Origin of the sequence: Rhodococcus sp. Leaf233 (genome assembly GCF_001426165.1) — a bacterium.
GTDB lineage: Bacteria > Actinomycetota > Actinomycetes > Mycobacteriales > Mycobacteriaceae > Rhodococcoides > Rhodococcoides fascians.
Map to the genome: position 1 here is coordinate 67,638 of NZ_LMRO01000015.1, position 17,917 is coordinate 85,554.

At 65.6% G+C, this 17,917-nt stretch carries 19 protein-coding genes and 1 riboswitch; of the genes, 14 read left to right on the plus strand and 5 right to left on the minus strand.

Annotation, left to right across the window (positions count from 1 at the left end):
• The first annotated feature begins 45 nt into the window (after positions 1–45).
• Both ASH04_RS25615 and ASH04_RS25620 read left to right on the plus strand, forming a co-directional pair.
• Entirely contained in the window at positions 46–1,842 is a 1,797-nt protein-coding gene (locus ASH04_RS25615; RefSeq protein WP_057474946.1) for an acyl-CoA dehydrogenase, read from the plus strand.
• A gap of 34 nt (positions 1,843–1,876) precedes the next feature.
• Entirely contained in the window at positions 1,877–2,638 is a 762-nt protein-coding gene (locus tag ASH04_RS25620; protein ID WP_027497177.1) for an SDR family NAD(P)-dependent oxidoreductase, read from the plus strand.
• Positions 2,639–2,653: 15 nt separating this feature from the next.
• Here ASH04_RS25620 and ASH04_RS25625 read toward each other — a convergent pair whose 3' ends face one another.
• The 3 genes from ASH04_RS25625 to ASH04_RS27055 all read right to left on the minus strand — a co-directional run bounded on the left by ASH04_RS25625 (position 2,654) and on the right by ASH04_RS27055 (position 4,433).
• Complete coding sequence (locus tag ASH04_RS25625; protein ID WP_057474947.1) at positions 2,654–3,916, minus strand: cupin domain-containing protein; 1,263 nt, start codon at positions 3,914–3,916, stop codon at positions 2,654–2,656.
• On the minus strand, positions 3,913–4,167 hold the full coding sequence (locus ASH04_RS25630; protein WP_027497175.1) for a hypothetical protein: 255 nt from the start codon (positions 4,165–4,167) through the stop codon (positions 3,913–3,915). The genes ASH04_RS25625 and ASH04_RS25630 overlap by 4 nt, the downstream gene beginning before the upstream one ends.
• A gap of 104 nt (positions 4,168–4,271) precedes the next feature.
• The gene (locus ASH04_RS27055; protein ID WP_167328012.1) at positions 4,272–4,433 is read right to left on the minus strand and encodes a hypothetical protein; all 162 of its coding nucleotides are present in this window, start codon (positions 4,431–4,433) and stop codon (positions 4,272–4,274) included.
• 44 nt (positions 4,434–4,477) lie between these two features.
• On the opposite strand from ASH04_RS27055, the gene idi reads away from it, so the two are divergent.
• The 12 genes from idi (at position 4,478) to gcvP (ending at position 15,025) form a co-directional block, all read left to right on the plus strand.
• Positions 4,478–5,086, plus strand: coding sequence for an isopentenyl-diphosphate Delta-isomerase (idi, locus tag ASH04_RS25635; protein ID WP_032366164.1), 609 nt, complete (start codon positions 4,478–4,480; stop codon positions 5,084–5,086).
• Between the two features lie 24 nt (positions 5,087–5,110).
• Positions 5,111–5,737 carry an NUDIX hydrolase gene (locus ASH04_RS25640; RefSeq protein ID WP_032370581.1) on the plus strand — a complete coding sequence of 209 codons (627 nt, stop codon included), beginning with the start codon at positions 5,111–5,113 and terminating at the stop codon, positions 5,735–5,737.
• Positions 5,738–5,804: 67 nt separating this feature from the next.
• A complete protein-coding gene (locus tag ASH04_RS25645) occupies positions 5,805–6,410 on the plus strand; it encodes a CDP-alcohol phosphatidyltransferase family protein (RefSeq protein WP_057474948.1) in 606 nt (201 codons plus the stop codon).
• A gap of 59 nt (positions 6,411–6,469) precedes the next feature.
• Positions 6,470–7,267 (plus strand): DUF881 domain-containing protein, encoded by a 798-nt coding sequence (locus ASH04_RS25650; RefSeq protein WP_235580100.1) that lies wholly within the window; start codon positions 6,470–6,472, stop codon positions 7,265–7,267.
• A gap of 113 nt (positions 7,268–7,380) precedes the next feature.
• On the plus strand, positions 7,381–7,704 hold the full coding sequence (locus ASH04_RS25655) for a DUF1290 domain-containing protein (protein ID WP_442971289.1): 324 nt from the start codon (positions 7,381–7,383) through the stop codon (positions 7,702–7,704).
• Positions 7,705–7,707: 3 nt separating this feature from the next.
• Positions 7,708–8,439 (plus strand): DUF881 domain-containing protein, encoded by a 732-nt coding sequence (locus tag ASH04_RS25660; protein WP_027497170.1) that lies wholly within the window; start codon positions 7,708–7,710, stop codon positions 8,437–8,439.
• Between the two features lie 40 nt (positions 8,440–8,479).
• Positions 8,480–8,884 carry a glycine cleavage system protein GcvH gene (gene gcvH / locus ASH04_RS25665; RefSeq protein WP_027497169.1) on the plus strand — a complete coding sequence of 135 codons (405 nt, stop codon included), beginning with the start codon at positions 8,480–8,482 and terminating at the stop codon, positions 8,882–8,884.
• A 229-nt stretch (positions 8,885–9,113) separates the two neighbouring features.
• Positions 9,114–9,611 carry a glycogen accumulation regulator GarA gene (gene garA, locus ASH04_RS25670; protein ID WP_027497168.1) on the plus strand — a complete coding sequence of 166 codons (498 nt, stop codon included), beginning with the start codon at positions 9,114–9,116 and terminating at the stop codon, positions 9,609–9,611.
• Positions 9,608–10,345, plus strand: coding sequence for a transcriptional regulator FtsR (ftsR, locus tag ASH04_RS25675; protein WP_027497167.1), 738 nt, complete (start codon positions 9,608–9,610; stop codon positions 10,343–10,345). The genes garA and ftsR overlap by 4 nt, the downstream gene beginning before the upstream one ends.
• Positions 10,346–10,442: 97 nt before the next feature.
• Entirely contained in the window at positions 10,443–10,916 is a 474-nt protein-coding gene (locus ASH04_RS25680) for a bifunctional nuclease family protein (RefSeq protein ID WP_027497166.1), read from the plus strand.
• 413 nt (positions 10,917–11,329) lie between these two features.
• Complete coding sequence (locus ASH04_RS25685) at positions 11,330–11,869, plus strand: MerR family transcriptional regulator (RefSeq protein WP_157226114.1); 540 nt, start codon at positions 11,330–11,332, stop codon at positions 11,867–11,869.
• Positions 11,870–11,881: 12 nt separating this feature from the next.
• Positions 11,882–11,979: riboswitch (glycine riboswitch) on the plus strand.
• Positions 11,980–12,184: 205 nt separating this feature from the next.
• Positions 12,185–15,025 carry an aminomethyl-transferring glycine dehydrogenase gene (gene gcvP / locus ASH04_RS25690; protein WP_032400830.1) on the plus strand — a complete coding sequence of 947 codons (2,841 nt, stop codon included), beginning with the start codon at positions 12,185–12,187 and terminating at the stop codon, positions 15,023–15,025.
• Positions 15,026–15,056: 31 nt separating this feature from the next.
• Here the strand turns inward: gcvP and ASH04_RS25695 are convergent, their stop codons facing one another.
• Positions 15,057–16,196 carry a metallophosphoesterase gene (locus ASH04_RS25695; protein ID WP_057474949.1) on the minus strand — a complete coding sequence of 380 codons (1,140 nt, stop codon included), beginning with the start codon at positions 16,194–16,196 and terminating at the stop codon, positions 15,057–15,059.
• Positions 16,197–16,199: 3 nt separating this feature from the next.
• Positions 16,200–17,864 carry a substrate-binding and VWA domain-containing protein gene (locus ASH04_RS25700; RefSeq protein ID WP_235580101.1) on the minus strand — a complete coding sequence of 555 codons (1,665 nt, stop codon included), beginning with the start codon at positions 17,862–17,864 and terminating at the stop codon, positions 16,200–16,202.
• Between the last annotated feature and the right edge of the window lie 53 nt (positions 17,865–17,917).

The following is a 17,917-nucleotide window of genomic DNA, read 5'->3' on the forward strand; positions in this document are numbered from 1 at the left end:
CACGCCGTCGGCTCACGCGTCACCCCTCTCGATCGGAGCAGCGAAATGTCGGACGTTCTCTCACGCCGCGACCTGGATTTTCTGTTGTACGAATGGCTCGATGTGGTTGCGTTGACGGAGCGGCCACGTTTTGCGGAACACTCGCGCGAAACGTTCGATGCGGTACTGGACCTGAGCGCAGACATCGCCCACAAGCATTTCGCCCCGCACAACAAGAAGGCCGATGCACACGAGCCCACCATGAACAGGGACGGCTCGGTGGAGCTGATCCCCGAGGTGAAGGCCGCTCTCGACGTGTACCGCGCCGCGGGGTTGATCGCCGGGCAGTTCGACGAATCGATCGGCGGTATGCAGTTGCCCGCCACCGTCTCTCGTGCTGCCATGGCGTTCTTCCAGGCTGCAAATGCTGGGACGTCCTCGTATCCGTTCCTGACGATGGCGAACGCCAATCTGATCGCCACCTACGGCACCCCGGAGCAGGTGCGCGACTACGTGCGGCCCATGATCGACGGGCGTTGGTTCGGCACCATGTGCTTGTCCGAACCGCAGGCCGGGTCGTCGCTGGCGGACATCACCACGAAGGCTGTGCCGCAGGACGAGGGCAGCTACCGGCTCACCGGTACCAAGATGTGGATCTCCGGTGGAGATCACGAACTGACCGAGAACATCGTGCACCTGGTTCTGGCGAAGACGCCGGGTGGACCTCCCGGCGTCAAAGGGATCTCGCTGTTCATCGTTCCCAAGTTCCTGCCGAACGGTGAGGGCGGCATCGCCGAACGTAACGACATCGTGCTGACCGGGCTCAATCACAAGATGGGCAACCGCGGTACCACCAACACTCTGCTCGCGTTCGGCGACGGAACCTATTCTCCCGGTGGGAAAGCCGGGGCAGTCGGCTATCTCGTCGCGGAGGAGAACCGTGGTCTGTCGTACATGTTCCATATGATGAACGAGGCCCGGATCGGCGTCGGATTCCTGGCGATCGCACTCGGCTACGTCGGCTACCTGAAGTCCGTCGAGTACGCGAAGACGCGCACCCAGGGACGGCCACTGGGAGCCAAGGATCCGGCCGCGCCTCCGGTCGCATTGATCGAGCACGCCGACGTGCGCCGAATGTTGTTGGCGCAGAAGTCGTATGTCGAGGGGGCATTGGCCCTCGGGCTCTACTGCTCGCGTTTGGTGGACCACCAGGATTCGGCATCGGACGCCGCCGACGCAGCTCGATCGACACTGTTGCTCGACGTACTGACACCGATCGCCAAGAGTTGGCCCTCGCAGTGGTGTCTCGAGGCCAACAGTCTTGCCATTCAGGTGCACGGGGGTTACGGCTACACCCGCGACTACGACGTGGAACAGCACTACCGCGACAACCGGCTCAACCCCATTCACGAAGGTACACACGGCATTCAGGGCTTGGACCTACTCGGCCGCAAGGTCGTCATGCAGAACGGTGCCGGGTTGGCGCTGCTCGCCGAGCGAATCGCCGAGACCGTGACGCGAGCATCGACTCACGGGGGAGCGGCCGAGCAGTACGGCACCGAGCTGAACAACAGGTTCTCGAGGATCGTCGAGGTCACCGCCGCAGTCTGGGGTACCGGTGACGCCGCCGTGGCGTTGGCGAATTCCACGGCCTACCTCGAGGCAATGGGCCACACGGTCATCGCGTGGATGTGGCTCGAGCAGCTGCTTGCCGTGGGAGACCGAATCGGAGACTTCTACGACGGAAAGCGCTCTGCTGCACGGTACTTCTTCGTCTACGAGCTACCGAAGGTCGATGCACAGCTCGATCTGCTGGCGCTTCTCGATCGAACGACCCTCGATATGTCACCCGCCTGGTTCTGAGCACGAGACACCCGATACAAGGAGATTTCAGAACATGTCGATCTTGGACAAATTCCGCCTCGACGGCCGCGTCGTCATCGTCACGGGCGCATCGTCCGGTTTGGGAGTGTCTTTCGCGAAAGCGGCGGCCGAGGCCGGAGCCGACGTGGTACTGGCCGCCCGTCGCGTCGACAAGTTGGCACAGACTGCCGCACTGATCGACAGCGTCGGTGGGCGTTCGCTGAGCGTGGCAACCGATGTGGTCGATCCAGACCAGTGCACGGCCATGGTCGAGGCCGCCGTCGCCGAGTTCGGCAAGGTGGACGTGCTGATCAACAACGCCGGCGTCGGCACGGCGTACCCCGCCACCCGTGAGACTCCCGAGCAGTTCCGCTCTGTCATCGACATCAACCTGAACGGCTCCTACTGGGCCGCTCAGGCGTGTGGACGGGTGATGCAGCCCGGAAGCTCGATCGTGAACATATCCAGCATTCTGGGGCTCACCACCGCCGGTCTGCCTCAGGCTGCCTACAGTGCCAGCAAGGCGGCCATCGTCGGTCTCACTCGTGACCTCGCGCAACAGTGGGGCGCTCGAAAAGGCATCCGCGTCAACGCTATTGCGCCTGGTTTCTTCGAGAGCGAGATGACCGATTCCTACCAGCCGGGATACCTCGAGGCATTGGCTCCCCGAATGATCCTCGGACGCAAGGGCGACCCCGAAGAACTGGCCGCCACCGCGGTCTGGCTCGCGTCCGACGCAGGGGGATACGTGACGGGCCAGACCATCGCAGTGGACGGCGGCGTGACCATCACCTGATGGTCGGGGTCACCATCACTCGATGGCGGTGACTGCGATGCCTTCGCGCACGAGCCTGCGACCGACCACGACAGCATCGTCGGTGTCGAGGCCGGGTAGAGAATCCAACCGGCACGGCGCTCCTTCGAGCAACAATTCGAGGGCATCGGCGCACTGAGGCGGCATCGACACGGTTTTGTCGCGCAGCACGACAGCCGCGGACTCGGGGGTTCGCACCACTCGCGCGATCACCCCGGCCCTGAGTCGAATCGAGTCCTGACCCCGCAGCGCGCCCATCTGGGCAACACTGCGAACGGGGCGCACCGGTTTGGGTCGAACCAGCTCGTCGTACCGACTCGCAATACGCTCGGTGATCCGATGCAGCGCCTCGGGATCTCGATCCAACTCGTCGAGTGCTCGGCGCATGTCGCCGAGCACGCGGCGTACGTGGGGGAGAACGGACTCGGAGTCGGTCGGGTCCCATCCGGCCGGCAACGGTGCGCGCAGTCTCTCGACGTCCTGAAGAGCACCGAGGGTGTGATGGGCGATGTCGTAATCGTTGAACGACGCGACGCCTATCGTCAGATGCACCGTCGTCTCGCCCAGGGCCTGCGCCGAATGGATCCAGCCGCGCGGGAGATACAGAACGTCACCGGGCTCGAGCACGATGTCCAACTCCGGGGAGTCGTCGGCGTGACGTTCCACTGCTGCTCGTCGGTCCGACCACGGCTGATTGTTCAGTGGATGGCGATGCACCGGCGAGTGAATCGTCCACCGCTTACTACCGGCGATCTGCACGACGAACACGTCGTGAACATCGTAATGCGGCGAAAAGCCCTGGGACGCAGCCGGAGTGACGTAGGAATTGACCTGTACCGGGTGGCCGAGTTCGCGAACGAGCTCGCCGGTGAAAGCAATCAAGGGCGGCCACAGGCGATGCAGGCCCTGCAGCACCAGAGTGTTGCCGGCCGCGAAGGCCGACAGAACCGCCGCGGAATCGACCTGGTCGGTGATCTCGGCGCCGAACCCTCCGGACCCCGTGAACTTGTTCTTCTCCAGCAGGCGGCCGTCCTTGGCCATCCGCACGAACGGGGTGCGTACGCCGCGCTCGGCGATCAACTCGTCGACCGCGTCGACCGTCATCAGATCCTCGAACGATCCGGACAGTTCGGCAGATCGGGTGAACTTGGGTGCTATGCCCCAGTGACGCTCCGCGAAAGTGGCGGCGTCGATTCCGGTGAGACGACGAAGCGCGGACCGGTTGCCCGGTCCGCGCTCGTCGTTCGACTCGATGATCAAGCGGAACCGTCCGCACCGCCGTCGTGTCCGCCGGGGTTGGATCCGCCGTCGGCCGGGCCTTCTCCACCCGCTGGGCCGTCGGCTCCGCCGTCGTGTCCGTCAGGATTCGATCCGCCGTCAGCGGGTCCTTCGCCTGCTCCGGCCGGGCCGTCTGCTCCGCCGTCGTGTCCGCCGGGATTGGATCCGCCGTCAGCGGGTCCTTCGCCTGCAGATCCGCCTGAGGTGGTGATGTCGTCGTCGTTGATGCTCATCGAGGTCCTTCCGTTGATGGAGGTTCGTGCTCTCGCGCAGCGCGGGAACATCGGGGGTATTGACGCAATCTCTGTGATTCAAACAGCGACGGCACCGGGAAATATCACTCCTGATCGTCGGCGATCTCCGGGGCGTTCTCTCGTGTCGCCATCCCACCGCCGCCTCCGCCGTCCACCGGTCCGGGGCGGCCGCCCTTGGGGGAGTCCGCCGTGTCGTGTTCGGTCGAGGTGCCGCCGTCTGTCTTGTCCTTGTCGTCCTGTCCCATGGTTCGACACTAGACCGGCCGTCCGTCCGTGGGAGCATGGAACGATGGATCGATCCCCTGCGCAGCACGTGGTGCTGCTCGACGACGAAGGCCGCGCCGTCGGCACCCAGGACAAGACCACGGTGCACACCGAACAGACCCCGCTGCACCTGGCGTTCTCCAGCTACGTGGTGCGTGAGGACGGTGCCGTGTTGCTCACGCGACGGGCGTCGAGCAAGACGACATGGCCCGGCGTGTTGACGAACAGTTGTTGTGGACATCCAGCACCCGGCGAGGACCTGGAGTCGGCAGTGCTCCGGCGCATCGGCGAGGAGCTGGGTCTGCAGGCCCGGTCCGCGGAACTGGTGCTGCCGCATTTTCGGTACCGCGCTGTGATGGACAACGGGATAGTCGAGAACGAGATCTGCCCCGTCTACCGAGTGACGGTCGGCGACGACGCAACACTCGACCCGGATCCTGACGAGGTCGACGAAACGCGATGGGTGTCCTGGTCCGAATTTTCGGCCGACGTGCTCGCAGACCGAATCGATGTATCGCCCTGGTGTCGAACACAAGTGGAGCAACTCGCCGGGTTGGCCGAGCACGCACTGGCCTGGCCCGCGTCCGCCGACGAACTCCTTCCTCCGGCCGCGCGTCTCGCGGATTCCGCGTGACGGCAATCGAATCGGTGGGTACTCATGGCGCGTAGCGACGAGTCGAGCGACTGCCTCGGCCGCGACTCGATGGAGCGCGCACTCGGCCACTTCGAGTTTCGGACAGCAGATGCCGACGGTCTGCGCCACGCAGCTGTTGCTCTGGCGGTCGGCGGGGAGCGCGGAGACCATCGCCTGCTGTTGACCAGACGGCCGAGCCGATTGCGCGCTCACCCGGGTCAGTACGCGCTACCTGGTGGCGGAGTCGATCCGGGCGAAACCCCGGCACAGGCCTGCCTGCGTGAACTCCAGGAAGAGTTGGGCATTCGTACCGACCCGGGGGAGGTACTCGGGCGCCTCGACGATTACGTCACCCGTTCGGGTTACGTCATCACACCGTTCGTGGTGTGGGTGGGCGAGTATTCGTCGTCGCTGCAGCCCAGTGCCGACGAGGTGGCCGAAGTGTTCGAGGTGACCGAGGCCGAACTCGATGTCGATGCGGAATTCGTCACGATCCCCGAGTCGCCCCGACCCGTGATTCGGTGGCCGTTCCGAACCGGTGCCATCCATGCTCCCACGGGTGCCATCGTGCACCAGTTTCGTGAAGTGGTCCTTCGCGGTCGACACACCCGGGTCGCGGACTTCGAGCAGCCGGTGTTCGCGTGGCGCTAACGTGGCCTCGAACCGCCGGTGTGCTCGCGCCGGCTGCCACGACGCCCGAGGCGACAGGAGGTGAGCGGTGACGGACAAGAGCGAACTCGAGGTAACGGATCGGATCGCAACTGTTCCCAACCTGCTCAGTGCCGTGCGACTCGCCGGCGTTCCGCTGTTCTTGTTTCTTCTTCTCGGCCCCCAGGCAGACGGCTGGGCGCTGGTCATTCTGCTCGTCAGCGGCGGCACCGACTGGCTCGACGGAAAACTCGCACGTTTGCTCGGGCAGTCGTCGCGGCTGGGGGCGATTCTCGACCCGCTCGTCGATCGCTTGTACGTCGTCAGCACGCTGGTCGCATTCGTGGTGCGCGGCATCATCCCGTGGTGGGTCGCTGCCATCCTGATCGGGCGAGACGCGGTTCTCGGCCTGACCATGTTCGTCTACCGACGTCGTTCCCTCCCGCCTCCGGACGTGATCTATCTCGGGAAGGCCGCCACGTTCGTGGTCATGATCGCGCTGCCGGTGCTGTTGGTCTCCGTGGGCACCGGTTCCGTGGCCGACGCCGCTGGGCCCCTCGGTTACGCGCTCCTGATCTGGGGGACGGTGCTGTACACGTGGACCGGTGCGTTGTACCTCGGCAAGGCAGTGGCCGTCGCGCAAGCGATCGCGCCCACCTCCGCACCGGGCAGGTGACGGTGCAGCCACCAGCACGACCGAAGAGGAACCCGACTCCGTCACTGCTCACATCGCTGTTGACGGATCACCTCGATCCGGGTTACGCAGCCGCTGCCGTCGAACGGTCGGCGCACCACGTGCGTACCCCGAGAGTGCCGCCTGTCCTCTGGCTGATCACCGGTGCCGTCGCTGTCGGAGTGGTCTTCGGGGTCGCGATGTCACAGCTGGCCTCGGATGCGGCGGAGATCGACCGGGCCAGCGCCGACGCCTCTGCTGCAGTGCGTGCTGCCCAGGAGCGTGAGGCCGAACTGGACGTCACGAGGGACGAACTCGCAGCGCATGTATCGACCGAGCGTGATCGCGCGCTCCAGTCCGATGCTGCCGGGAGCGAGCTTCTGGACCGTCTCGATGCGGTCGAGTCGGCGGCCGGTATCGACTCGGTGACCGGTCCCGGCTTGTCGGTCGTCGTGACAGAACCTGCCGCAGGCGGTGCATCCGACAGATCGGTCCGTACCGGTTCCGGCGCAACCGTTCTCGACCGCGACATCGCTGCCGTCGTCAACTCTTTGTGGGCCAGCGGCGCCGAAGCGGTATCCGTCGACGGCAATCGAGTCGGGCCGAACGTGACGATCAGACAGGCAGGCGGCGCGATGCTGCTCGACAATCGCCCGATCACCTCGCCCTACGACATCGATGCGATCGGTCCACCGCAGCGCATTCAGGTGCAGTTCGCCGTCAGCGATGCATACCTGCGCATGAGCACGGTCGCTCAGCTCTACGGTGTCGGTTTCTCGGTACGGCCTGCCACCGATCTCGAGTTCGGGCCGGCCGTCGCCAGGGAGTCGTTCGAGGCGAAGGAGGTGGCCCCACGATGACGGCGAGTGACGTCCCGGACGTCGAGCCATCCGACTCCGGCAGCCCCGGTCCCGAGGTGCCCGGCGGCACCGAGCCCGCCGCGACCGGCCGCGCCGGATTCGCGCTCGCAGCATTGGTCGCGCTCGTCGTCGGAGTCGTGATCGGTCTCGTCGCCGGGCCTCGAGTTCCAGCAGTCGTCGCCCCATACCTGCCGATCGCCGTCGTGGCCGCTATCGATGCAGTGTTCGGCGGCGTGCGCGCCTTTCTCGACGGCATTTTCGACGCCAAGGTGTTCGTCGTGTCCTTCGTCTTCAACGTCCTCGTCGCGGCGCTCATCGTGTGGCTCGGCGATCAGCTCGGAGTCGGAACGCAACTGTCCACCGCCATCGTCGTCGTGCTCGGAATACGTATCTTCGGCAACGCCGCTGCGTTGCGCCGACGGATTTTCGGTGCCTGACCGATGAACGCAGGCCCCGGACGGCACGGTCGGCGCACCCGACGTGGACAGCGCACGTGGTTCGGCATTCTCGCTCTCGTGTTGATGTGTGCCCTCGGAATTGGAATCGCGACACAGGTGCGCGAAACGAGCACGTCGGGCAATCTGGAGAATTCGCGGCCCGAGGACCTGTTGGTGGTGTTGGACTCCCTGACGCGACGCGAGGCGTCGATCCGCGACGAGATCAGCGCGCTTCAAGGCACGCTCGCCACCCTCCGGCAGTCCGGTTCCGGGTCGGACGCCGCGGTGGCGGAAGCCCAGGAAAGATTGTCCGCGTTGTCCATTCAGATCGGCACCGTGGCGGCCCGAGGACCCGGCGTCACGTTGACGATCGACGACACCGACGCCGGCGTCGGAGCAGAGGTTCTGCTCGACGCGTTGCAGGAGCTGCGGGCCGCCGGTGCCGAGGCGTTGCAGATCGACGGTGGTGGGGTCGCCGTCCGCATCGGTGTGGATTCGTGGATGGCCGGACCGGCCGGCCGAGTCGTGGTGGACGGCCGAGAACTACGCGCTCCCTACACCTTCACTGCCATCGGAGATCCGGCGACTCTGGAAGCTGCACTGAACATTCCGGGAGGGGTGATCGACACGGTCGCCCGCAACGGGGCGAGCTCGCGAGTCGAGCGATCGGACCAGGTCACGGTCTCCGCCTTGCGAGATCCGCGCCCACGTCAATACGCTCAGCCCGGAAACTGATCGCCCGCTCGCCCCGGGCACGATGGAAGGGAATGCCGCGTTGAGCGACATCGACACACCAGCTGATCTGCTTTACACCCCCGAGCACGAGTGGGTGCAGCGGACGGGGCCTGCGACGGTTCGAATCGGTATCACCGACTACGCCCAGACTCAGTTGGGCGACGTCGTGTTCGTTCAGCTTCCGGCGATCGGTGACAGCGTCACCGCGGGCGAGTCTCTCGGTGAAGTGGAATCGACCAAGAGCGTGTCCGACGTGTTCAGTCCTCTCACGGCCAAAGTCGTTGCCGTGAACGAAGATCTGGATTCCGAACCCGAGAAGGTGAACTCCGGACCGTACACCGGCGGGTGGCTGATCGAGCTCGAGGTCGCATCCTCGGAGGCATTGGACGCGGCGCTGGCACCGATGCTCGATGCCGCCGGATATGCTCTCATCACAGCTGAGTGACGAAGGGCCGTACACACCGGCCAACCGACCACAGGTCCTCGGCGCGCAGGGTACGGTCGACACCGAGCGAACAGCCTGTCGGGGCGAAGGTCGCGCATGGTGAGTGGTCCGCCACGCACCGAGGAACCGAAACGCACCACCGAACGCCAGCAGAACCAGAAGTGAAGACCATGTACTGCGTTACCCGAGGTGATCGTTGCCCGGGTCAACGGACTGAGAAGGAGTAACGGTGAGCCAGAACGACAACGACAGCAACTACGGGGAGTCGCCGGCCGAGACCACCTCGGTCTTCCGCGCCGATTTCCTCCAGGAGCTGGACAACTCCGCTACCGCCCAGAGCACCGAAGCTCCGGTATCGGGTGTCGAGGGCTTGCCTGTCGGAGCTGCCCTGCTCGTCGTCAAGCGTGGTCCCAACGCCGGATCCCGATTCCTGCTCGACCAGCCGACCACGTCGGCCGGTCGTCACCCCGACAGCGACATCTTCCTCGACGACGTCACCGTGAGCCGTCGACATGCAGAGTTCCGCCAGGACGAGGACGACTTCCAGGTCGTCGACGTGGGCAGCCTCAACGGCACCTACGTCAACCGTGAGCCGGTCGACTCCGCCGTGCTCGCCAACGGTGACGAGGTGCAGATCGGCAAGTTCCGTCTGGTCTTCCTCACCGGGCCGCGTGGCGGCAATGGATCTGCAGTCGGCGAGTCGTCTGCGGGTGCAGGAAGCCAGTGACCGCCGTCGGGCAGCAGTCCAGCGGGGGGATGTCGATTGGCTCCGTCCTCGATCGACTCCGGCCCGACTTTCCCGACGTGACTATCTCGAAGATCAGATTCCTCGAAGCCGAGGGTCTGATCTCTCCGGAGCGCACTCCGTCGGGCTATCGGCGTTTCTCGATCGCGGACTGCGAACGGCTGCGGTTCGTGCTCACCGCTCAGCGTGATCAGTACCTGCCGCTGAAGGTGATCAAGGAACAACTCGAAGCGATCGACCACGGCGTTGCAACCGTCGAGAGAGCAGACGCCTCGGTCAAGCGCCCACGGTCGTTGACGATCGCGGCCGGTGAAGTCTCGCCGGAGGAGTTCCTGCCCGATCGCGAGGTCCGCATCAGCAAGGCAGATCTACTGGCTCAGGCCGGCATCGACGACGCCTTCCTGACCGAGTTGCTGCGCAGCGGTCTGATCACTCCCGGGCAGGCCGGGTTCTACGACGACGGTGCCGTCACGCTCGCTCGTACCGCGCACGCGATGTTGCAGTTCGGGCTCGAGGTTCGTCACCTCCGTGCGTTCAAGCTCGCGGCGGACCGCGAAGCGGGTCTCGTCGCTCAGATCGCCGGGCCGGTCGCCAAGGGGCGCGATGCCGGTGCACGTGATCGTGCCGAAGAGATGATCCGGGAATTGGCAGCTCTGTCGTTGACCTTGCATACGTGTCTGGTCAAAGCAGCGGTGCGTGGTGCGCTCGACCGGTGAGGTTCGCTCGCGCCGGTTCGGATTCCAATAGACTCGGTTCTGGTGAGCTGGACCAGCGACGACCAGCGAAGATTTCTCGAGGTGTGAGGTGGACACGATGAGTGAAATGCGTGTGGTCGGTATTCGTGTCGAACAGCCGCAGAACCAGCCCGTGTTGCTGCTGCGTGAATCCGACGGAGATAGGTACCTCCCGATTTGGATCGGCCAAACCGAAGCTGCCGCAATAGCTTTGGAGCAGCAAGGTGTGCAGCCGGCTCGGCCGCTGACGCACGATCTGGTGAAGAACCTGATCTCTGCGTTGGGGCACGAGCTCAAGGAGGTGCGCATCGTGGACCTCCAGGAAGGCACCTTCTACGCCGATCTCGTATTCGACAAGGACATCCGCGTGTCGGCGAGGCCGTCGGATTCGGTTGCCATCGCGCTCCGTGCCGGAGTCCCGATCTATGCGGAGGAGCCTGTGCTCGCCGAGGCCGGCCTGCTGATGCCGGACGAGCGGGAGGACGAGGTGGAGAAGTTCAAGGAATTCCTCGAATCGGTGTCGCCGGACGACTTCAAGGCCACCGACGGGTAACGGAATAGTCTCAACCTCAACTTTAGGTTCAGGTTTACGGCGCGTTGCGTTGAATCTGGTCGATCGCCCCCATAACGTTCGTGCCAGTGAAGTTCATCGCCGGCGCAGTCCGGACCGACGCAGTTCACGCCTCTTCGGTTGCCGCCGAGGCGTAGTCTGGCCCTGGTACACGGTATGACTTCACGCGAGTACACCGAGGCGTTCAGGCGCGCTTCGGACGGATCCCAGTACTGACTGGATCCGAACGCAGTGAGACATCCGAGAGGGAGCAGTCAGTGGGAGATCAGCCGCAGCAGCATCACGGCAGTCGAGAATCCGACGCCGCAAGCCGGACAGAGGACGCGTCCGCAGCCGATGCTCGGGTCGAGACCCCCGACGAGGCGTCGAATCGCCCTGTCGCACAGTCGCAGGACATTCAACCCGGCCTGTTCCCCGACGATTCGGTGCCCGACGAACTCGTCGGATACCGCGTACCCAGCGCGTGCCAGATTGCCGGCATCACCTATCGGCAACTCGACTACTGGGCTCGTACGGGCCTGGTCGTACCGTCCATCCGAGGCGCAGCAGGTTCGGGCAGCCAGCGGCTGTACTCGTTCAAGGACATGCTGGTCCTCAAGATCGTCAAGCGCCTACTCGACACCGGAATCTCGTTGCAGAACATCCGCGTCGCGGTGGATCACCTGCGCCAGCGTGGCGTGGGCGACCTCGCCAACATCACCCTGTTCTCCGACGGCACTACCGTCTACGAGTGCACGTCGGCCGAGGAAGTAGTCGACCTGCTGCAGGGCGGGCAGGGCGTCTTCGGTATCGCCGTCAACGGCGCGATGCGCGAGCTCACCGGCACCATCGCCGACTTCCCGGCCGAGCGAGCAGACGGCGGAGAGAGCCAGCCGAGCCCCGAAGACGAACTGGCGTCCCGCCGCAAGAATCGCGCGAGTCGTAAGACCGGCTAGACTTCTCACCGTCGCGCCTGCGCGGGAGAGTTCCGAGGCATCCAGTCTCGGACGCCGAAGGAGCAATACCTCCCCGTCAATCTCTCAGGCACACGGACCGTGTGGGCTTCGACAACTCTGGAAAGTGGTGGGAGCACCCACCCGCCCAAGGGGAAAGGTGCCGGTGCGCGCACGTCAGCGCGCCGTGTTCTACCGAATCTCTCAGGCGCACGCGTCAGCGAGCACACGACAGAGGGGGAGGAGCGGTCGGCGCGTATGCCCCGGCCGTCCGACGCCCTGTCTTGGGACCCCTGGGAGTAGACCGTGACCGACCGAATGACTTCGACCGCATCGGCTTTCGTCGACAGACACATCGGCCCCGACACCACCGAACTGGCCCGCATTCTCGACGCAATCGGTGTCGACAGCCTCGACGAGCTGGCCCGCAAGGCTGTTCCCGAGTCCATTCTCGATACCGTCGTCGACGGGGTTCCCGATGGCCTGGCGACATTGCCGCCTGCTCTGAGCGAGCACGATGCGCTGGCCGCGCTGGCCGATCTCGCCGGCCGCAACACGGTGGCCACCTCGATGATCGGCCTGGGCTACTACGACACCCTGACGCCTCCGGTGCTCACGCGCGGCATCCTGGAGAATCCGGCCTGGTACACCGCCTACACCCCTTATCAGCCCGAGATCAGTCAAGGCCGACTCGAGGCACTGCTCAATTTCCAGACGATGGTGTCGGACCTGACCGGTATGGATGTCGCGAATGCCTCCATGCTCGACGAGTCCACTGCCGCAGCCGAATCCATGACGCTCATGCGTCGCGCCAACCGAGGCTCGAAGTCACCCCGCCTCGTCGTCGATTCGGATATTTTCCCGCAGACCAAAGCCGTGCTCGCTACGCGCGCCGAACCGCTCGGGATCGAGCTGGTGTACGCCGACCTCGCCGACGGCCTGCCCGAAGGCGACTTCTTCGGAGTGCTGGCGCAGCTGCCGGGAGCATCAGGCCGTCTGGTGGACCACACCGCCACGATCGAGGCAGCACACGAGCGCGGTGCGCTGGTTGCAGTCGGGGTCGATCTGCTGGCCGCCACCCTGGTGACCGCGCCCGGCGAAATCGGTGCCGACGTCTGCTTCGGAACCACCCAGCGCTTCGGGGTTCCGATGGGGTACGGCGGTCCGCATGCCGGTTATCTCGCAGTGCGCTCCGGTCACTCGCGCCAGCTGCCAGGGCGGTTGGTGGGAGTGTCCGTCGATGCAGACGGACATCGGGCCTACCGCTTGGCCCTGCAGACGCGCGAGCAGCACATTCGCCGTGAGAAGGCGACCTCCAACATCTGCACCGCCCAGGTGCTGTTGGCCATCGTGGCCGCGATGTACGCCAGCTACCACGGCGCGGATGGGCTGCGCGCGATCGCACGTCGCGTCAACACCCGTGCTCGAACCGTCGCAGCAGGGTTGCAGGCTGCGGGCATCGACGTGGTGCATGCCGAGTTCTTCGATACCGTGCTCGCCGCGGTCCCCGGCGCGGCCCACACCGTCGTCGATGCCGCCAAACAACGCGGTATCAACCTCCGACCGGTCGACGACGATCACGTCGCGATCGCCTGTGACGAGGCAACCACGGAGGCTCACATCGTCGATGTGCTCGCTGCATTCGGTGCCGAGCCCGCCGGCCCGGGAGCCGAGTCCGTCCCGGCCGATTGTGCCCGCACGTCCGAGTACCTGACGCATCCCGCCTTCACGCGCTACCGCACCGAGACAGCCATGCTGCGCTACCTTCGCGCGCTGTCGGACAAGGACATCGCCCTCGACCGCAGCATGATCCCGCTGGGATCGTGCACGATGAAGTTGAACGCGACCGCTGAAATGGAGTCGATCACCTGGCCTCAGTTCGCGCGCCAACACCCGTTCGCGCCGTCGACCGACGTCCCCGGACTACTCCGGGTGATCGCCGACCTCGAACAATGGCTCGTCGACATCACCGGCTACGACGCGGTCAGCCTGCAGCCCAATGCAGGAAGCCAGGGCGAGTACGCGGGACTACTTGCGATCCGCCGATACCACCAGGCCAACGGCGACACCGGTCGCACGGTCTGCTTGATCCCGTCGAGCGCACACGGCACCAACGCCGCCTCCGCGGTGATGGTCGGGATGCGCGTCGTCGTGGTTGCGTGCCGACCGAACGGAGACGTCGACGTCGACGACCTGCGGGCCAAGATCGCCGAGCACGCCGACACCCTCGCCGCCATCATGATCACCTACCCCTCCACCCACGGTGTGTACGAGCACGAGATATCCGATATCTGCGCCGCGGTGCACGACGCGGGTGGACAGGTGTACGTCGACGGTGCCAACCTCAACGCTCTGGTCGGGTTGGCTCGGCCGGGTCGTTTCGGCGGAGACGTCAGTCACCTGAACCTGCACAAGACCTTCTGCATCCCGCACGGCGGTGGCGGTCCCGGCGTCGGACCCATCGGCGTCCGTTCGCATCTGCAGCCGTACCTGCCCGGCCACCCGCTGGCACCGCAACTGGGCGACGGTCCGACCGTTGCGGGCGCACCGTACGGAAGCGCGTCGATCCTGACGATCACGTGGGCATACATCGCGATGATGGGCGCGGAGGGGCTGCGCCGGGCGACCTTGACCGCCATCGCGTCGGCCAACTACATCGCGCGCCGCCTCGACGAGTACTTCCCCGTGCTCTACACCGGCGACAACGGCATGGTGGCGCACGAGTGCATCCTCGATCTGCGAGGTCTGACGAAGGACACCGGCGTCACCGTCGACGACGTGGCGAAGAGACTGGCGGACTACGGCTTCCACGCGCCGACGATGAGCTTCCCGGTGCCGGGGACCCTGATGGTCGAGCCGACCGAGAGCGAGAATCTGGAGGAGATCGACGCATTCTGCGACGCGATGATCTCCATCCGCAGGGAAATCGACCGCGTCGGCTCCGGCGAGTGGACCGTAGAGGACAACCCGTTGCGCGGCGCTCCGCACACGGCGCAATGCCTCGTCGCCGACTGGAACCACCCGTACTCGCGGGAACTCGCGGCGTACCCCGCAGGCTACGACCGACCGAAGGTGTGGCCCGCGGTCCGGCGGATCGACGGCGCGCACGGCGACCGCAACCTGGTGTGTTCCTGCCCGCCGATCGAGGCGTTCGCCTGACCTGCTGTTCGCCCGATGGACGGGCAGATGGTCAGCCCCGCGTGAGTTCGAGCATCGCGATCTCGGGCGGGGCTGCCACGCGCACCGGCGGACCCCACGCGCCTGCACCGCGGGTGGTGTAGAGCGTGGTGTCACCGATCGTGTCCAGCCCCTCGACACTGGGCTGCTGGAGCGGCACCAGATAGCGGATCGGCCAGATCTGCCCGCCGTGAGTGTGTCCGGACACCTGCATGTCCACGCCCAGCTCGGAGGCCTCCACAGCCTGCTTGGGCTGATGAGCCATCAACAGCACGAAGCGATCCGGGTCGATGCCGTCGAGCGCAGCGCCGAGATTCGGTTCGTACGGTTCCGGGGCAGTGGCGTCGTTGATGCCGGCGATATCGATGGCAACGCCATCACGGGTGATCGTCGTGCGCTCGTTGCGCAACACGTCGATGTCGAGGGTCGACCAGAAGTCGAGCCACTCTCCGCCGTCGCCCGCGTAGAACTCGTGGTTGCCGCTGACAGCGAAGACCCCGAGAGGGGCTTCGAGGTCGCGCAGCGGCTCGAGGTCTTCTCCGACCAACTCCACTGTCCCGTCGATGAGATCGCCGTCGAGCAGCACGACATCAGGCTGCTGCGCGTTGACCGAATCCACGACCGTGCGCACGAAGCCCGCACCGCGAGACGGTCCGGCGTGAATATCGGACACCAATGCCACTCGCAGACCGTCGAATTCGGCCGGCAACCGGTCGAGCGCAACCTGGGTGCGTGTGACACGAGGCGAGGCGGCTTCGACGAGGCCGTACCCCACTGCGACGACGCTGACGAGAGCCACGACGACGGAGCCGACCCGCGATATGCGCAGCCGAACAGCAGTCGAATCACGATGCGACAGCGCGAACATCACCCGCACGACGGTGCAGATAAGAGCAACGAGGACCGTGCCGAGGAACAGATACAACACCACCGCCAACCAGGTCAGGCCGAGGAAAGCCGGGCCACGGGCCCAGGACGGATCGAACTCGACGCCGCTGCCGAAGCCGACCACCGCGCACAACCACAGAAGTATCAGCAACAGATCTGCAGGGCGTCCGACACGTGCCGGTGCCCTCGTTACGGAGAGAAACCGCCAGTGCAGGAAGAGCGTGACGAGGAGTAGGAAGACGCTGACAAAAAGTACACGAGACATGTTCTAGTACAGCAACTTTCCGAGTCGATCGAGGAGGTCTGGGGAATCCGATGTCGGGACCGTGTCCACGGTGCCGCCGGTGCGAGCTGCGATGTCGGTGAACACGGGGGCAGGGCTGCCGTCGCCGATGCGCACGATGTTCACCGCGACCGGCCGCGCCGGATCGGACGCCGATGTCAGTTCGGTGAGTAGCTCGTCCGCCGACAAGGGTGAGTCGTCCGGGCCGTCCGTGATCAGCACGACCGAATTGACGCGGCCGGGGACGTAACCGGCCACGGCGTCGAGATACGCGACGAGGACGGACGCGTACGTGAACGAGCCGGTTGCCGGCGTCAACGCCGCAGCGGTCGCATCGAGGGCGGAGCGCCTCGGAGTGGTCCCGACGGGAACTGTCATCGGTCCGGTCGGGACATCCACCCGGAAGGGCAGCGAGTTGTTCAGGTCTTCGCTGAAACTCCACAGACCGAGTTCGGTGGCGTCGGGGACTCGTCGGAACTGCTCGCTCAGTGCGCGAACAGTGTTCTGCAGCCGCGTCGCACCGCCTTCGGTGGTGCGCATCGACTCGGACACGTCGAGTAGAACAGTGGCACGGCGGGGCAGAACCGGATTGCGAAGCACAGCGAGCAGAGTGTCGGCAACCGGCCCCGATGGTGGGGCGACGATGCCCGCGTCCTGGGGCTCGTCCACGCTGAATCCCGCGTCCAGGAGTGTCTGCGTACCGTCGGGCTGACGAACGAAATCGACGAATGCCGCGGCTGCTCGGGTGGAGGTCTCGTCACCGGAGAGCACGACCGCCGGATGATCGGCGACAGGCGTTGCACCCTGTGGGCGAACGGCGGTCAGCGTCGAGGAATCGGTCGACGCGAGTTGCTGTTCGGTGACCGGGACCGCGTGGACGGCGGCGTCGGGGCCTGCGGCATTCTCGAGCGCCGCGAGGGCGTCGTACGTGGTGGAGGCCGAGGTTGCGGCAGCGCCGGTATCGGTCACCGCCAACTCCGACATCGCCGACACCAGTGGCGTCGAGGAGGCCTCATCGACGGTGAGTGCGGTGGTCGGGTCACCGCGTACGCCTGCCGCGATGGCCGTGACCGCAAGAGTGCTCGCGCCGGTGTCGGAGCCGGACGGCACGGCGAGTCGAAGCCCACCCCACTCGGGGAGTCCGAGAGCCTGCGGGTTGCGTTGCAGTCGTATCAGATCTGCCCAGCTAGAGCCTGCAGCGACGACGGCGTCGGCCACCGCGCTCGGTGCAGCGAGGACGATCGGACTCGATGCGACGGGCCGCGGCGTACCGTCGATGGCTCCACGGTCTACGACGGCCTCGACGTCTGCCGAGGACTGGGGTATCCACAGACCCGGACGAGCGCCGAGCGCACCGACATCCCAGTTGTCGGCGCCGGAGTTCAGTGCCGCCCGCACCGCATCGGACGCGATGGCTCGAACCTCTACTGTCACACAGTGATCGCGAATTACCGGGGCGGTCGCGTCGAATCGTGTTGCCAGCTGTTCGATCGCGGCGGAGATGTCGGGGTCGGCCGCCACGGTGAGGACGGCCGGTCCCTCCACGCAGGTGTCGGCTGCCTCGATCCCCTGATCCGAAATTCGATCACGCAGCGCAAACCATCCGAACACGGCCGCCACCAGGACCGCGATCGTCAGTACGACGATCACGGGCCCGGCGGCTATGGAACGTCCGCGCCCTGAGTTCCGGTGTTCACCCACGT

Coding starts and splice junctions, on each gene's coding strand:
- ASH04_RS25615 (WP_057474946.1), top strand. CDS start 46: ATGTCGGACGTTCTCTCACGCCGCGACCTGGATTTTCTGTTGTACGAA.
- ASH04_RS25620 (WP_027497177.1), top strand. CDS start 1,877: ATGTCGATCTTGGACAAATTCCGCCTCGACGGCCGCGTCGTCATCGTC.
- ASH04_RS25630 (WP_027497175.1), bottom strand. CDS start 4,167: ATGAGCATCAACGACGACGACATCACCACCTCAGGCGGATCTGCAGGC.
- ASH04_RS27055 (WP_167328012.1), bottom strand. CDS start 4,433: ATGGGACAGGACGACAAGGACAAGACAGACGGCGGCACCTCGACCGAA.
- idi (WP_032366164.1), top strand. CDS start 4,478: ATGGATCGATCCCCTGCGCAGCACGTGGTGCTGCTCGACGACGAAGGC.
- ASH04_RS25640 (WP_032370581.1), top strand. CDS start 5,111: ATGGCGCGTAGCGACGAGTCGAGCGACTGCCTCGGCCGCGACTCGATG.
- ASH04_RS25660 (WP_027497170.1), top strand. CDS start 7,708: ATGAACGCAGGCCCCGGACGGCACGGTCGGCGCACCCGACGTGGACAG.
- ASH04_RS25680 (WP_027497166.1), top strand. CDS start 10,443: ATGAGTGAAATGCGTGTGGTCGGTATTCGTGTCGAACAGCCGCAGAAC.
- gcvP (WP_032400830.1), top strand. CDS start 12,185: ATGACTTCGACCGCATCGGCTTTCGTCGACAGACACATCGGCCCCGAC.
- ASH04_RS25695 (WP_057474949.1), bottom strand. CDS start 16,196: ATGTCTCGTGTACTTTTTGTCAGCGTCTTCCTACTCCTCGTCACGCTC.